14 protein-coding genes are annotated in these 14,324 nt (G+C 64.7%); 9 read left to right on the forward strand and 5 right to left on the reverse strand.

Annotated features, from left to right (window positions below; translation table 11 throughout):
* Positions 1-5: 5 nt before the first annotated feature.
* Together ABEA18_RS18500 and ABEA18_RS18505 are read right to left on the reverse strand one after the other, a co-directional pair.
* The gene (locus tag ABEA18_RS18500; RefSeq protein ID WP_345451554.1) at positions 6-1,220 is read right to left on the reverse strand and encodes a dihydrodipicolinate synthase family protein; all 1,215 of its coding nucleotides are present in this window, start codon (positions 1,218-1,220) and stop codon (positions 6-8) included.
* A complete protein-coding gene (locus ABEA18_RS18505) occupies positions 1,220-2,389 on the reverse strand; it encodes a Gfo/Idh/MocA family protein (protein WP_345451555.1) in 1,170 nt (389 codons plus the stop codon). The genes ABEA18_RS18500 and ABEA18_RS18505 overlap by 1 nt, the downstream gene beginning before the upstream one ends.
* Before the next feature lie 170 nt (positions 2,390-2,559).
* Between ABEA18_RS18505 and ABEA18_RS18510 the strand changes: the two genes are divergently transcribed.
* The 3 genes from ABEA18_RS18510 to ABEA18_RS18520 all read left to right on the forward strand — a co-directional run bounded on the left by ABEA18_RS18510 (position 2,560) and on the right by ABEA18_RS18520 (position 5,671).
* Positions 2,560-3,615: a LacI family DNA-binding transcriptional regulator gene (locus tag ABEA18_RS18510; protein ID WP_345451557.1), complete on the forward strand. Its 1,056-nt coding sequence runs from the start codon at positions 2,560-2,562 to the stop codon at positions 3,613-3,615.
* 263 nt (positions 3,616-3,878) lie between these two features.
* Positions 3,879-5,273: an MFS transporter gene (locus ABEA18_RS18515; RefSeq protein ID WP_345451559.1), complete on the forward strand. Its 1,395-nt coding sequence runs from the start codon at positions 3,879-3,881 to the stop codon at positions 5,271-5,273.
* Between the two features lie 65 nt (positions 5,274-5,338).
* A complete protein-coding gene (locus ABEA18_RS18520; protein WP_345451625.1) occupies positions 5,339-5,671 on the forward strand; it encodes an L-rhamnose mutarotase in 333 nt (110 codons plus the stop codon).
* Between the two features lie 10 nt (positions 5,672-5,681).
* Here the strand turns inward: ABEA18_RS18520 and ABEA18_RS18525 are convergent, their stop codons facing one another.
* Both ABEA18_RS18525 and ABEA18_RS18530 read right to left on the reverse strand, forming a co-directional pair.
* Positions 5,682-6,944: an acyl-CoA dehydrogenase family protein gene (locus ABEA18_RS18525; RefSeq protein WP_345451561.1), complete on the reverse strand. Its 1,263-nt coding sequence runs from the start codon at positions 6,942-6,944 to the stop codon at positions 5,682-5,684.
* Positions 6,941-7,732, reverse strand: a complete 792-nt coding sequence (locus ABEA18_RS18530; RefSeq protein ID WP_345451562.1) for an SDR family NAD(P)-dependent oxidoreductase — start codon at positions 7,730-7,732, stop codon at positions 6,941-6,943. Before ABEA18_RS18530 ends, ABEA18_RS18525 begins: the two co-directional genes overlap by 4 nt.
* Positions 7,733-7,842: 110 nt before the next feature.
* Here ABEA18_RS18530 and ABEA18_RS18535 point away from each other — a divergent pair, with 110 nt between their 5' ends.
* Together ABEA18_RS18535 and ABEA18_RS18540 are read left to right on the forward strand one after the other, a co-directional pair.
* Positions 7,843-9,054 carry a glycoside hydrolase family 76 protein gene (locus ABEA18_RS18535; RefSeq protein WP_345451564.1) on the forward strand — a complete coding sequence of 404 codons (1,212 nt, stop codon included), beginning with the start codon at positions 7,843-7,845 and terminating at the stop codon, positions 9,052-9,054.
* Positions 9,051-9,560, forward strand: coding sequence for a hypothetical protein (locus tag ABEA18_RS18540; RefSeq protein WP_345451566.1), 510 nt, complete (start codon positions 9,051-9,053; stop codon positions 9,558-9,560). The genes ABEA18_RS18535 and ABEA18_RS18540 overlap by 4 nt, the downstream gene beginning before the upstream one ends.
* A 10-nt stretch (positions 9,561-9,570) precedes the next feature.
* On the opposite strand, the gene ABEA18_RS18545 is transcribed toward ABEA18_RS18540, so the two are convergent.
* Positions 9,571-10,173, reverse strand: coding sequence for a YdeI/OmpD-associated family protein (locus ABEA18_RS18545; protein WP_345451568.1), 603 nt, complete (start codon positions 10,171-10,173; stop codon positions 9,571-9,573).
* A gap of 292 nt (positions 10,174-10,465) precedes the next feature.
* On the opposite strand from ABEA18_RS18545, the gene ABEA18_RS18550 reads away from it, so the two are divergent.
* From ABEA18_RS18550 to tgt, 4 genes are all read left to right on the forward strand, one after another.
* Positions 10,466-11,005, forward strand: coding sequence for an NUDIX hydrolase family protein (locus tag ABEA18_RS18550; protein WP_059388553.1), 540 nt, complete (start codon positions 10,466-10,468; stop codon positions 11,003-11,005).
* A gap of 89 nt (positions 11,006-11,094) precedes the next feature.
* Positions 11,095-12,150 carry a DUF6707 family protein gene (locus ABEA18_RS18555; protein WP_345451570.1) on the forward strand — a complete coding sequence of 352 codons (1,056 nt, stop codon included), beginning with the start codon at positions 11,095-11,097 and terminating at the stop codon, positions 12,148-12,150.
* A gap of 61 nt (positions 12,151-12,211) precedes the next feature.
* Positions 12,212-12,937, forward strand: coding sequence for an SRPBCC family protein (locus ABEA18_RS18560; protein ID WP_345451572.1), 726 nt, complete (start codon positions 12,212-12,214; stop codon positions 12,935-12,937).
* 51 nt (positions 12,938-12,988) lie between these two features.
* Positions 12,989-14,323 (forward strand): tRNA guanosine(34) transglycosylase Tgt, encoded by a 1,335-nt coding sequence (gene tgt, locus ABEA18_RS18565; protein ID WP_345451627.1) that lies wholly within the window; start codon positions 12,989-12,991, stop codon positions 14,321-14,323.
* The last annotated feature ends 1 nt before the right edge of the window (position 14,324 follow it).

Here is a 14,324-nt window from a genome sequence, read left to right on the forward strand (position 1 = left end):
GTCGCTCATGCGCTCACTCCGTTGATGCGAAGGTAATCCGACATCCGGAACGCGGCCAGCGCGGGATCACGCAGGAGCCCGGCCTGGTCGGCGAGTTCGAAGGTGCGCGCCAGGTGGATCACGGAGCGGCCGGAATGCAGTCCGCCGACCATCTGGAATCCGGGCTGCTTGCCGTTGAGCCAGGACATGAAGGCGATCCCGGTCTTGTAGTAGAACGTCGGTGCACTGAAGATGTGTTTGCCGAGTTCGCGGGTGGAGTCCAGGATGGCGCGCGCGTCAGCGGCGTCGCCGGCGTCGTACTTTTGCAGCGCCGCCGAAGCGGCAGGGTAGATCGCGGCGAAGATGCCCAGCAGCGCGTCCGAGTGGTGGGCGCCGTCGCCGTCGATCAGTTCCGGGTAGTTGAAATCGTCGCCGGTGTAGAGGCGGACGCCTTCCGGCAGGGCCGCGCGCAGGGCAACTTCATGCGAAGCGTCCAGCAGCGAGACTTTCACGCCATCCACTTTGTCCGCGTGATCGCGGATGAGGCCAAGGAAGGTTTCGGTTGCCTTGGCGACGTCGTCCGAGCCCCAATAACCGGCCAGTGCGGGGTCGAACATCGTCCCGAGCCAGTGCAGGATGACCGGTTGGTCCACTTCGCTGAGGAGCGTGGAGTAGACGTGAAGGTAGTCCTCGGGGCTTGCAGCCACTTTGGCCAGCGCCCGGGACGCCATGATGATGACCTTCGGTCCTGCTTCGCTCACGACGGCAATCTGCTCGCGGTACGCGTCCAGCACGGCCTTGATACCCGCGGGACCCTCGGGGACGGAGTCCAGGTCCAGCTGGTCCGTTCCGGCGCCGCAGGCGACAAGGTCCTGGACGCTCTTGCCGGCAGTGGCGGCGTTGCCGGACGCCACCACGGACGCAGCTTCGACGCCGGTTCGCTTGATGAGCTGCTGCGTGGCGGCCCAGTCCAGGCCCATGCCGCGTTGGGCGGTGTCCATGGCATCGGCAACGCCGAGGCCGTAGGACCACAGCTCATGCCGGTACGCCATCGTGGTGTCCCAGTCCAAGTGCGCCGGGGCGCCCGGGGTGTTGTCGGCCGTCGTTTCGGGGATGACATGTGCCGCGGCGTAGGCGCGCCGGGACGTCAGCGGTGCCGTCGGCCTGGACCACGACGTGGCCGGCTGCACCTTGTAGAGGCGGGTCCCGCCGTCGTGGTTTGGAAGGAGAAGGGAAGTCATCAGAGCACGATCTCCGGGATATCGATGGTGCGGCGCTCGGCCGAGGACTGCAGGCCGAGTTCGGCGAGCTGCACGCCGCGGGCGGCGGAAAGGAGCCCGAAGCGGTGTTCCCTGCCGGCGACGATGTCGCGCAGGAATTCTTCCCACTGCAGCTTGAAGCCGTTGTCCAGAGCGGCGTTGGCGGGGACTTCCTGCCACTGACTGCGGAAGGACTCCGTGACGGGCAAGTCCGGGTTCCAGACGGGCTTGGGCGTGTGGGCGCGCTGCTGCGCAACGCACTTGTTCAAGCCCGCGACGGCGGAACCGTGCGTGCCGTCGATCTGGAACTCCACGAGTTCGTCGCGGTAGACGCGGACGGCCCAGGAGGAGTTGATCTGTCCGACAACGTCGTCTCCGTCCGGGGTCTCGAGCTCGAAGATGCCGTAGGAGGCGTCGTCGGCCGTGGCCTTATATTCCTTGCCCTGCTCGTCCCAGCGGGTCGGGATGTGGGTGGCGGTCTTGGCGTTGACGCTCTTGACCTTTCCGATGATGCCTTCCAGGACGTAGTTCCAGTGGCAGAACATGTCCGTTGTCATGCCTCCGCCGTCTTCCTTGCGGTAGTTCCAGGATGGCCGCTGCGCTGACTGGACGTCGCCTTCGAAGACCCAGTAGCCGAACTCGCCGCGGATCGAGAGGATCCGGCCGAAGAATCCCTCATCCACGAGGCGGCGCAGTTTGACCAGGCCCGGCAGGTACAGCTTGTCGTGCACCACGCCGGCCGTGACGCCGGATTCCTTGCCGATACGGGCCAGTTCGATGGCTTCTTCCAGCGTCTCCGCCGTCGGCTTTTCGGTGAAGATGTGCTTCCCGGCGCGCATGGCTTTCTTCAGCGTCGCGGCACGAAGGCTGGTCATTGACGCATCGAAAACGACGTCGACGGTGGGGTCGTTGATGACGGCGTCCAGGTCGGTGGACCACTCGGAAACCTTGTGGAGTTCGGCGAGTTCGCGGATCTTGGCCTCGTTGCGGCCGACCAGGATCGGTTCGACCTGGACGCGGGTCCCGTCTGCCAAGGTGAAGCCCCCGGCGTCGCGGATGGGGAGGATGGAACGCAGCAAGTGCTGGCGGTAACCCATCCGCCCGGTGATGCCGTTCATGGCGATTCGGATCGTCTTTGTTTCGTAGCCCATGAGTCCTTCTTCGGGTGAAAAGTTATGAGGTGGGAAAGCGCATTCCCAATTCATTCATGATGACACGCCGACCCGGGTCTGGCAATCGCTTTCCCACGGCTAGTTGGGACTGCAATAATCGGATGTTGCCGAAGATGCCTGAGGCTCGGCCTTTTGAAGAGGAGTTGTCCGTGACTGCAAGCACGCTGTCCGAAGTGGCCAAACTGGCCGGCGTCTCCCCCGCCACAGCCTCCCGGGTGCTCAATGGTTCCGCCCGGACCCCCGCACCGGACATCGCCGAGCGCGTCCGGCAGGCGGCCGACACCCTCGGCTACATCGCGAATGCCCAGGCCCAGGCCCTGGCGAAATCCAGCACGGGCCTCATTGGCCTGATTGTGCACGACATCGCGGACCCATATTTTTCGGCGATAGCGCAAGGTGTGCAGGCCGCCGCGCGGCAGGAGCGCCGCATGGTGCTGCTCGCCACCACCAACGGGACGCCCGCCGAGGAGAAGGATGCCGTCGCTGCCTTCGCTGCACGGCGGGCCGAGTCGATCGTCATCGCCGGATCGCGTTCAACACGTTCCGAAGACGCCCGCGCGAACACCGAGCTAGCCGCCGAACTGGACCGCTACTGCCGCAACGGCGGGCGGGTAGGCGTCGTCGGGCAGGCAATTCTGGGCGTCGCCGAAACGGAAAGCTACCGCACCATCGCCGTGCCGAACGAACAACTTGCGCGGGATCTGGCACGGGAATTGGCGCGCACCCACAAAGGGCCGTTCGTCATTGTGGCGGGGCCGGAGGGGCTGACCACTTCGGATGAGCGCGTCAAGGGATTCCAAAGCGGCTTGTCCGACGCCGGCAAGCCCGCCGCGGATGTTGTGCACGTCGCGTTCAACCGGAACGGCGGCTTCGACGCGGGCATTGAACTTGCCTGGCGGATCAAGGCCTCCGGCCAGTCGGCGCCGGAGCAACGCTTGTGCATTTTCGCGACCAACGATGTGATGGCCATCGGCGTGGCCGCCGCGTTGCGGGACCAGGGGCTCAGGGTCCCCCACGACGCCAGCCTCGCAGGGTTCGACGACATCGAATGGCTCCGGGACTTCCGGCCGGCGCTCTCCACCGTAAGCCTGCCACTGGAGGAAATCGGACGGCTGGCAACCATGGCCGCCCTTTCCAACGACGACGGCGGTCCAGCGGCCGTCGCGGGCAGCGTCACCCTCCGCAGGAGCACGAGCTCGCCCTAGTTCCCCGGGTTCGCGGCGGCTCTACCGATGACCCGATCATGCCGGGCCCGATAGCCCGCGCCATTGTGACCGGCGTTACAACTTACCCTTGACAGCGGGGCCGCGCGGGTGTCTCATGGAAAGCGCTTACCAGATGGGAAAGCGCATACCAAGCGGAAGTTCAGTCCGATTCTTGCGATGGCGCCGCCCTCCTACTGGAAACCACACCCAAAGACGGGAAGGCCCTTCCAATGGCCCCAACGACTTGTCCAAAGGAGGACAATATGAAGATCGACGCGAGTAGGCAGCGAAGTTCAATCGAACCGCGACAGTCCAGCACCACGAGGAAAGCGGCAGCTAGCGGCTGGATCGGCAGCGCCCTTGAGTACTACGACTGGTTCATCTATGCACAGGCCGCTGCATTGGTCTTTCCCGGCGTTTTCTTCCCCGCCGGAAATCCAACCGTGGCGCTGATCGCTTCGCTTGGCACCTACGCCGTGGGCTACGTGGCCCGCCCCATCGGCGCATTCGTCCTGGGACAGTGGGGGGACAAACATGGCCGCAAGAACGTTCTGGTCTTGGCCATGTTGATGATGGGCGCGTCGACCTTCGCCGTCGCATTATTGCCCACCTACGGCCAAGTCGGCGTCTTGGCACCCGTCCTGCTGGTTGCCGTCCGGCTCATCCAGGGCTTTGCAGTTGCAGGCGAACTGAGCGGTGCCAGCGCCATGATCGTGGAGCACGCACCCTTCGGCCGCCGGGGCTTCTATGCAAGCTTCGCGCTCCAGGGTACCCAGGCCGGTCAGATTATCGCGGCCGCGGTCTTCCTCCCGCTCTCTGCCATGCTCTCCAGTGAATCGTTCAAATCCTGGGGTTGGCGCATTCCGTTCCTCCTCAGCGCCCTTGTGGTGTTCGCCGGGTACATGATCCGCCGCCGGGTCGAAGAAACCCCCATCTTCACCGAAGAAAAGGCGCATCAAGAGATCCCGAAGATGCCGATCGTCCGCGTGCTGCGCGAAAGCGGTCTCGACGTGGTTCGCGCAATCTGCATGACCCTGGTCAACGTCGTCGGCGTCACCGTGGCAGTCTTCGGTGCCGCGTACGCCACCCAGCCGGGCTACGGCGTCGGCATGAGCACCACCGTCTACCTCTGGATCCCGGTCCTGGCCAACGTCGTCGCCCTGGCCCTCATACCCCTGTTCGGAGATCTGTCGGACCGGTTCGGCCGCAGGCCGTTGATGATCTTCGGCTCATTGAGCTCCGGCGTGCTGGCCTACGCCTATCTGTACGCGGTCAGCCAGAACAACGTACTGCTCACGATCATCCTCTCGATCCTCATGTGGGGCACGCTCTACCAAGTCTGGAATGCAACGTTCGCCAGCTACTTCCAGGAACTCTTCCCCGCGCGCACCCGCGTCACGGGATTCGCCATCTCGCAGAACATCGGCCTCGTCATCACCGCGTTCCTTCCGAGTATCTTCGCGGCAATCGCCCCGCCAGGGTCCGCGAACGTACCGCTCATCATCGGGTCCATCTGCTTCGGAATCTGCATCATCGGAGCCGTGGCCGCCTGGTCGGCCCGGGAAACATACCGCATCCCCCTCAATCAGCTGGGCACCCCGGACGCGACGCCGGTTCCGCGCGAGGAGTACCGCCGGCTCAGGAGCGGCACCCGGTAAGCTGCGCAATTTGCGGCGATTCGTCCGCTTTGGATGAAACGATTCACAGAATGAGGAGAACCCACATGCGCGTCTGTTTCCGTTCGTCGGTCAAACCCAGCCAGATTCCCGAATATCGACGCCGCCATGCGGCCGTATGGCCGGAGATGCTCCGTGAACTCAAGGGGGCCGGCTGGAACAACTATTCGTTGTTCCTAGCCGACGACGGGCTGCTAGTGGGATACGTGGAATGCGACGATTTCGATGCGGCACGAGCCCGCATGGCCCTTACTGATGTGAACGCCCGTTGGCAGGCAGCAATGGCACTGCTGTTCGAAGACGACGCACGGGCGCCGGACCAAGGATTCGTCCAACTCCCGGAAATCTTCAATCTCGAGGACCAGTTGTCGAGTGGTTGAAGCGAAAACCTCAAACGATCGCGGAGACCCCTGTCACGGCCCGGCCCACGATGAGCGAGTTGATCTCGAACGATCCTTCATACGTGTAGATCGCCTCGGCATCAGCAAAGATCTTGGCCATCCGGTAATCGGTCACGATGCCGTTCCCGCCCAGAATGGACCGGCCCATGGCTACGGTTTCGCGCATCCGGGCGCTGCAGTACGCCTTGGCCAGTGCCACCTGTGCCATTTGGGCTCCGCCGTGCCGAACTCCCTTGCTGTCCGCGTAGATGTCCTCCTGCAGCTGGGCGATCCGCACCATCATGCCCATGCTGGCCACCGCATTTCCGAGCATGTCCACCAATTGCTGCTGGATGAGTTGGAACTTCGCCAGCGGGCGGCCGAACTGCTGGCGGTCAAGCGCATACTGGCGGGCGACGTCGAATGCCGCCAACTGCTGCCCCACGGCCTGCCAGGCCACCATCAGCCTGGATCCGCGCAGCAGGTGGTTGGTGTCGGTGAAACTGTTGATCCCGGAAAAACGATCCGCCTCGGCAATCCGGACGTCCTTGAGGACAATGTCGGCGTTTTGCACGGTGCGCAGGGCAATCTTGTTTTCGATCTTGGTCCGCGTCACCCCGGGCAGCGTGCCGTCCACGATGAAGCCGCGAATAGCGCCGTCGGCTTCGTCCCGGGCCCATACCAGCATGTGGTCGCAGAACGTCCCGTTGCCGATCCAGCGTTTGGCGCCGTTCAGCACCCAGTAGTCGCCGCCGTCGTCGGCTCCCCCGGCGACCCGGCGGGCCACCGTCTGCAGGCCGCCGGCCACGTCGGAGCCGTGGTCCGGTTCCGTGAGCGCGAACGCTCCGGTGGTCCGGAGGTTGGAGGCGTCGTCGAGGTAGCGGTCCTGCTGGTCTTTGGAGCCGAACTCGTAGAGCGCCTCGATGAAAAGGTCGTGGTGGACCATGAAGAACGTGGCAATGGAGGTGTCCACGCGGGTCATTTCCGCGATCACGAGCCCTGCAAACAGGTTGCTGTAGCCGCGGTGCGTGGGGGTGCTCAGGCGAAGCGCTGCGAGCTTGGGCAGGATGTGCGCCGGGAACTCAGCTTTGTCCCACCAATCCTTGGCATACGGCGCGATCTCCGCGGCCAGGAACTCCCGGAGCTCGTTGAGCTTGCGCTGTTCCTGGACGCTGAGGAGGGATTCGAAATCGAAAAAGTCCGCCCCGGGCAAATCGGGCAGGGAACCAGCCGAGTGTTCGACGGCGGCCGCTAGCTTGTGTGCCTCGCTCACTTCGGTGCCATCCGGATTGCGCCGTCGAGGCGGATGGTTTCACCGTTGAGCATGGCATTCTCCACGATGTGCGCCACGAGGTTGGCGTACTCGGCCGGGCGGCCAAGACGGGCCGGGTGCGGTACCTGCTGGCCGAGGGAGAGCTGTGCGTCCTGGGGCAAGCCGGCCAGCATGGGTGTTTCGAAGATGCCCGGCGCAATGGCCACGACACGCACCAGCGAGCGCGCGAATTCACGGGCCAGGGGCAACGTCATAGCGGCCACGGCTCCCTTGGACGCGGCATACGCAGGCTGCCCGATCTGCCCATCGAAAGCCGCCACCGAGGCTGTGTTGATGATGACGCCGCGTTCCTCCCCACCGAGCTCAGTGGACGCAGGTTCGTTTTGGGCCATGGCGGCGGCAGCCAGGCGGATCACATTGAAGGTGCCAACGAGGTTGATCTGGATGACCCTGTTGAAGTTCTCGAGCGGCAGCACGCCGTCTTTGCCGAGCACCTTCCCAGGGGTTGCTACGCCGGCGCAGCTGACCAGGATCCGGAGCGGACCCAGCGCGACGGCAGCGTCGACGGCGGCCTGCACTTGTTCTTCGTTGGTGACGTCGGCGGGGACGAACACGGCCCTGCCGTCGGCTCCCGAGGCATTGAGTTCGGCGGCGAGGGACTCGCCGGGAGATGAGTGGAGGTCAAGCAGCACTACCGATGCTCCGGCGTCGAGCAATCGCCTCGCGGTTGCGGCCCCCAGTCCCGAAGCCCCGCCGGTTATCAACGCAACTGCGCCCTTGATGTCCATCCATCCTCCTCGATGCAGAACCAAAATCCGTTAATGAATGTTAACTGAATCACTTTGATTGTGCACTGGGGAGGGGCCTGCGGCCAAGCGTGCGGCGTTAGGCTGTCACCATGTCCGCTCCCGACACGCCGCAGCGCACCTCCGGAACACCGGATTGGGCCGCGCGAGCCGACCACGCCGCTCGTTCGGTGACCCGGCATTTCGGGCGGCGCCTCCTTTTCCTTCCCGGAACGCACCTTGCGGCGTCAGTCCGGCCGTCCACGCGTTTTCCGGGTCAGCCGTGGAACTACTGGTGGCAGGCGCACTACGTCGATTGCCTCGTGGACGCCGGGTTGCGCGAACTGGCCTCGGGATCAAGGTTCGACGGCGGGGATCACCCGAGCGCGGGCAGGCTCGCTTCGCGCCTGGTCAGCACTATCCGCTTGCGCAACTTCCTGCGCTACATCAACGGCTACTACGACGACATGGCATGGCTCGCCCTCGCCGTCTTGCGTCTGGACGCCTTGGCCGAAAAGGCGCACAAGCCGGGCCGCCGACGCAACGCCCGGCTGCAGGAAGACCTCTCTCTGCGGTTCGAGTCGGCATCCACGGACGACATGGGCGGCGGCACCTTCTGGAGCACCAAACGCGATTTCAAGAACGCCCCGGCCACAGGGCCGGTGGCCCTGCACTTCGCCCGGACCGGCAAGCACGAGCGGGCACAGGGGCTCCTGGACTGGCTCGACGCCACGCTCTTCGAACCCACGCGCGGCCTATACCTCGACGGCGCGTGGATCAAGGAGGGCAAGCTCGTCGTCGCCGAAGAGATCTACACCTACAACCAGGGTCCAGCGCTCGGCGCCTTGTTGGAACTCGGTGGAGACGCGAACCTGGCACGCGGCGCCGCCCTGGTGGGCTCGGTGGCCGAACATCTGACGGTCCCCGGACCGCCTGACGGGGCGGGGAGGCTCGTTCTTCGCGGCGACGGCACCGGCGACGGCGGACTCTTCACCGGGATCCTCGTCCGCTACCTGGCGCTCGCCGCCGGAGACGTGCGGTTGCCCGCCCCCACCCGCGTTACCGCGCGGCAATTGGTGCTCGATACCGCGGAGGCGGTCTGGGCGGGGCGGACTGTGCGCACCGACGCTGCCAACTGGACGTCCGGAAAGTACGACGACGACGGCTGGCTCGTCTTCTCGACGGAACCACAGCGTCCGGCCGCCGAGACGTATCCGGAGGGCACCGCCGTCGAGCTCTCCTGCCAACTGCAGGCGTGGATGGTGCTGGAAGCCGCCACGCGCGTCCGGCAATTGTCAGTGCCGGGGCCTAGTCTGGAGCTGTGAACCCGATCCCGAGCCCGATACCTGTCACCGTGGTCGGTGCGCCGGCGGAATGGTGGCAAATCCTTGGCGCGCTCAGCCCGCTCGCTGTCCTTGTTGCGGCGATCGTTGCCGCAATCGTGGGCCTCTTGTCGCTGCGGCAGAAGGCGCGTGCGGATAACAGGTCCGAGTGGTGGCGGCGCGCTCAGTGGGCGCTGGACGCATCCCTGTCCCGCGGCCGCTCCGAGGCCGAAATGGGCCAGAAGGCCATCGAGATTCTGGGCCACAGCGAACTCGCGTCACGGGAGGAACTCGCGCTCCTCAAAGTCGGCACCGAGGATGAGCTCCTGGCAGCTGCCACAGCGTCCGAAACCCGCGCCGTCGCCCCCTCGCAGCGTCCCGATTCGGTGACCGCTGAAGACCGCAAGGTCCAGATCGCCGCTGCCAAGGCCAGGGTCGTGCTGGACCAGCGGCTCGGGGAAGACACTCCAGGCTGGATCGTCGCTCTATCCCGAGAGAAGCCCGAGTAGGTCCACGCGGTTATTCCGCCACCGCGGGCTTTTTCTTCTGCGGATACGGTGTCTCCTGCCGAGCCAACATCTCGACAAAGCCAGCGATCTTCCTTGCCCTCGTTTCCGCCTTCTTCACTGAGTTGGTGCGGTAGATGAGGGAATAGCGGTTGACCGCAGTGAGCACATCGAACATCGCCTGGGCCTCGGGAACTGCGGCGATGGCGGCAGCGAGGTCCTCCGGGACTTCCGCGTCCGCTTGGCCCACGTAGGCAGCTTCCCAACGCCCGTCAGCCTTGGCGCTGTCGACGGCGGCCCATCCGGCTGCGGTCATCTTGCCCTCGGCTTCCAAACGGGCAATGTGCCCCACGTTCCGTTTGGACCATGGGCTTTTGGGGCCGCGACGGGTCATGCGCTGGAAGACGCTTTCGTCGTCGCGCCTTCTGCCTTGGCCGTCGATCCAACCGAAACAAAGCGCCTCATCCAAGGCAGCGGCGTAATCCAGTTCCGTCACGTTGCCGCCCTTCTTGTGCAGCACGAGCCACACGCCAGGGCTATCGCCGCCGTTCTTTTCGAGCCAGGACCGCCATTCGGCGGCATCTTTGACGATCAGTTCTTCAAGTTCAACAGCCATGGCCCCATTCTGGTGCCAGCTAGGCTGTGGCGAAAGCCCACTGACTACATACCCAACCCTCGCTCACCTATATCGGCCTTTCCCCAAACGCCCGCTCAGATCATCTGAGCGCGGGATCCCGATTTTGGCCACACACGTGAGCGAGCGTCGCCCGATTGGACACCAGAAGTGAGCGAGCGTCGCCCGATTGGACACCAGAAGTGAGCGAGCGTTCCGGGTTTTGGGCTCGACGCAATCCTGGCTGTCTGATTCGTACGGCATGGAACGGCATGGGATGGGGTAGAACTTAACCATGAGTGTTCGTACCCCTGACCCGTACTCCGGCTGGCTTTCCGATGAAGACCTCTTCGAAGCCCGCGGCCGCCTCCCCATGGTTTACGTGGAGGCGGTTCCCGTGCGTCTGGATCCACTCGGATTCGTCAACGAGGTAGGTACCCTGCTCCAGGGCGACGCCGACGGCACCATGGTCCGATCCTTCGTGTCCGGCCGCGTGCTGTACCGCGAAACCATCCGGGCCGCGCTGTTGCGGCACATGGAAAAGGACCTCGGGCCGCTGGCATTCCCCCAGTTGCCCGTCAGTCCCGTGCCGTTCACGGTGGCCGAATACTTCCCGGCGCCGTCGCAGACCGGCTTCACGGACGACCGCCAGCACGCAGTGTCCCTCGTCTATGTCATCCCCGTGACCGGCGAGTGCGAACCGCGCCAGGACGCCCTCGAGCTGACGTGGATGACTCCGCAGGAAATCCTCAGCGACGACGTCCAGCAGGAATTCAGCGGCGGTCGAGGCAATCTGGTGCGCCAGGCCTTGGCTTTTGCCGGCGTCGGACAGTAGCCGCATCCCGGGCAGTAGCCGCCTCCCCGATTTGTCGGGTGGGTTTTATAGACTGTTGGGCGGACCCCAAGAGAACCAAAGGACTTCCGATGACTCACAGCCCGGCCGACCAGCAGTACCGTGAAAAGCAAGCTGGGGCCCTAAAAATTGGGGACTTCCTGTTCCTCCCTGGGGATGGTCCCGCGGAGGAAATCACGGACATCGAGCTCGAACACGACGATTTTGGCGTGCCCGCACTCATTCTGGTGACCACGCTCGACGGCGGAAAAGTGCGGATCGCGATCGGGTCCAGCGTCCCGGTGGGCGAAGCAGCTGTCGTTCCCGACGACGACACGCTCGCCGAAGAGCCGGCCCTGCTGGCGGAACCGGCTTCCGGCGACGCGCCCGCCGGCGCCGAGCCCGACGCTGTTACCCCCGACGCCGGTGACTCACCCGTGGAAACCGTTCCCGCCGTCGTCGTACCTCCTTTGCCTGCGGTGGCACCGACTGTGAGCGGATCCCTTGCGCCCTCGACGGCACCGAGTCCCGAGCAGCTCGCGCTGATCCCGGAACCGACCGACTCGCCGGAGGACGTCGTGGCCGCCGCTGGCGAAGCGCACCCCGGCCGGAATGGGGTCGCGGTACTGAGCGAACGCCTCGTGAAGGGCATCAACACGAAGTCGGGAAGTTGCCTGCGGGATCTGAGCGACCTGGCCCACGACCTTTTCATCGAACTGCGCGATCCGGACCACGCCCTTGCGGTGGCGGATATTCTCAACGTGCTCCCCTACGACGGAAACCGCGACCGGTGGATGTCTGTTGAACGTTCCCTCGCACTTTCCAGCTTCATTTGCCGCGAGCTCGGCCAGACGGAACGCGCGGAAGTCTACGATCAGCTCCTGCAAGCCCCGGACACCGTGGAGACGGACCCGTTCAAGGCCCGGATTGCCGCCAAGGTCCGGCAGCGCGGGCTCAACGAACCGAACTTGTACGACAAGGAAATCTTCCGCTCCATCGACAACGGCAACCGCGACGCCGAGCGTGAATGGCGGCTGCTCCGGCTCGAAACCCTGCTGTTCCTGCGCTCGCACGGCGGCTCGAACACCCTTGGCGTAGGTGAACTCGATCACCGGATCGCGAACGAACTCGAGGCCGTGCGGGCCTAGGCGCTATCGGAGGATTTCGCAAGACCTGTCGCGTTCACGCCAACGGCGGTAGATTCGGGCCATGACGAACAATCTGAGCGTTGTTGTTAATGCCGACGCGCAGCAAGTTTGGACTTCGCTGCGCGAACCGTCGCTCGTGGCTCAATGGCACGGCTGGGAGGCCGACGAGCTCGGCGACGAAATCAACCAAATCTACTTCAGCACCGACGTGGTCGAGGGTCCCGACCACACAAGCCTCACTGTGAACGGCGGGGACGTCTTCGAGCTCACCCCGGTCAGCGCAGGCACCGAGGTCCGCGTGACTCGGGCAGCCCTGGACCACGATTCCGAATGGGCCGCGTGGGACGAGGACATCACCCAAGGCTGGCTGACCTTCCTGCACCAGCTCCGATTCGCCCTGGAACGCCATCCACACGGGCACCGGCGTACGCATTTTGTCTCCCTGCCCGGCGGTAGCGGCTCCGGGATCCAGAAACTTGGCCTGGCCGACGTCCCGGCTCCCGGGGAGGAATACTCGCTCACGCTCCCCACAGGCGAGGCCCTTTCCGGCAAGGTCTGGTTCCGGAGCAACCACCAGGTGGGCCTCACCGTGCACAGTTACGCGGAACACGGCGACGGGCTGCTGATTGTGGCTGACCAGCCGGTGATTCCGGAGAAGAGGCCCGACGGCGGCACTATCGTGATCGCTTCAACCTACGACCTCGGCGCGGCCAGCCTGGACTCGATCCGCTCCCACTGGGACGGCTGGAAGGCTGAGAACTACCCCACAGAGGTGCATTCGCACTGACGATTCACGCTCCGGGGCTGGCAGACTGTAACGGTGCCAGCCGATTCTTCACTGCCTGCTTCCGGGTCTAACTCCAAGTCCGATCCTTCCGCGCTCGGGGCTGCCCGGCAGTCCGCATTTTCCTTCGAGGTAGGTACGCGGCTCAGCGAAACGCGCCCGCCGTCGTCGGGCCTTTTGAACGCCGACGGCGGCAGCCGGCACGGCGGCGGCAAGCGCGGAGAGTTCCTGGGCCGCACCGGAACCATCACCACCCCGCACGGCCAGATCCAGACGCCCGCATTCATTGCCGTCGGGACCAAAGCCACTGTCAAAGCCGTGCTGCCCGAATCCATGAAGGAACTCGGCGCGCAGGCTTTGCTGGCCAACGCGTACCACCTGTACCTGCAGCCCGGACCGGAGATTCTGGACGCCGCCGGAGGGCTCGGCGCATTCATGAACTGGGACGGACCCACGTTCACGGACTCGGGCGGATTCCAGGTCATGAGCCTCGGCTCGGGGTTCAAGAAGGTCATCGACATGACCTCCGTGGATGCGTCGGGACCAGACGATGCCGTGGCCCCCGGCAAGGAGAGGCTGGCCCACGTGGACGAGGACGGCGTCTGGTTCAAGTCGCACCTTAACGGGGACAGGCACCGTTTCTCGCCGGAGATCTCCATGCGGGTGCAGCACCAGATCGGCGCAGACATCATGTTCGCCTTCGACGAGCTGACCACCCTGCAGAATTCCCGCGGCTACCAAGAGGAATCCCTGCAGCGCACGCGTCGTTGGGCCGAGCGCTGTGTGGTGGAGCATGAGCGGCTGACGGCCGAGCGGGTGGGCAAGCCGTACCAAGCCCTGTTCGGTGTCATCCAGGGTGCGCAATACGAGGACCTCCGCCGCAAGGCCTGCCGGGACCTTGGCGGGATGCCCTTCGATGGTTTCGGCATCGGGGGCGCCTTGGAGAAGGAGAACCTCGGCACTATTGTGCGCTGGTGCAACGAGGAACTTCCCGAGAACAAGCCTCGGCACCTCCTGGGCATCTCCGAGCCGGACGATATCTTCACGTCCATCGAAAACGGCGCCGACACCTTCGATTGCGTCTCCCCCACCCGGGTGGCCCGCAACTCGGCCTTTTACACTCCGTCCGGTCGGTACAACCTCTCCGGGGCACGCTACAAATCGGATTTCGGACCCTTGCAGGATGGTTGCGACTGCTACACCTGCGCCAACTATTCGCGCGCGTATATCCACCACCTGTACAAGGCCCACGAACTGCTCTCGCACACGCTCATCTCCATCCACAACGAGCGCTTCGTGGTGAAGATGGTGGACGACGCCCGTCTGGCTATCGAATCCAGGGACTTCTTCGAGTTCAAGGCCGAGACCTTGGGGCAGTACTACTCGTAGC

This window comes from Arthrobacter gyeryongensis (assembly GCF_039543785.1).
In the GTDB taxonomy this organism is placed as follows: Bacteria; Actinomycetota; Actinomycetes; order Actinomycetales; family Micrococcaceae; genus Arthrobacter; species Arthrobacter gyeryongensis.

Bases quoted from the DNA above. Each gene is read 5' to 3' on its own strand.
- ABEA18_RS18515 (WP_345451559.1), top strand. From the start codon at position 3,879: ATGAAGATCGACGCGAGTAGGCAGCGAAGTTCAATCGAACCGCGACAG.
- ABEA18_RS18560 (WP_345451572.1), top strand. From the start codon at position 12,212: ATGACGAACAATCTGAGCGTTGTTGTTAATGCCGACGCGCAGCAAGTT.
- ABEA18_RS18550 (WP_059388553.1), top strand. From the start codon at position 10,466: ATGAGTGTTCGTACCCCTGACCCGTACTCCGGCTGGCTTTCCGATGAA.
- ABEA18_RS18555 (WP_345451570.1), top strand. From the start codon at position 11,095: ATGACTCACAGCCCGGCCGACCAGCAGTACCGTGAAAAGCAAGCTGGG.
- ABEA18_RS18500 (WP_345451554.1), bottom strand. From the start codon at position 1,220: ATGACTTCCCTTCTCCTTCCAAACCACGACGGCGGGACCCGCCTCTAC.
- ABEA18_RS18520 (WP_345451625.1), top strand. From the start codon at position 5,339: ATGCGCGTCTGTTTCCGTTCGTCGGTCAAACCCAGCCAGATTCCCGAA.
- ABEA18_RS18505 (WP_345451555.1), bottom strand. From the start codon at position 2,389: ATGGGCTACGAAACAAAGACGATCCGAATCGCCATGAACGGCATCACC.
- ABEA18_RS18545 (WP_345451568.1), bottom strand. From the start codon at position 10,173: ATGGCTGTTGAACTTGAAGAACTGATCGTCAAAGATGCCGCCGAATGG.
- ABEA18_RS18535 (WP_345451564.1), top strand. From the start codon at position 7,843: ATGTCCGCTCCCGACACGCCGCAGCGCACCTCCGGAACACCGGATTGG.
- ABEA18_RS18530 (WP_345451562.1), bottom strand. From the start codon at position 7,732: ATGGACATCAAGGGCGCAGTTGCGTTGATAACCGGCGGGGCTTCGGGA.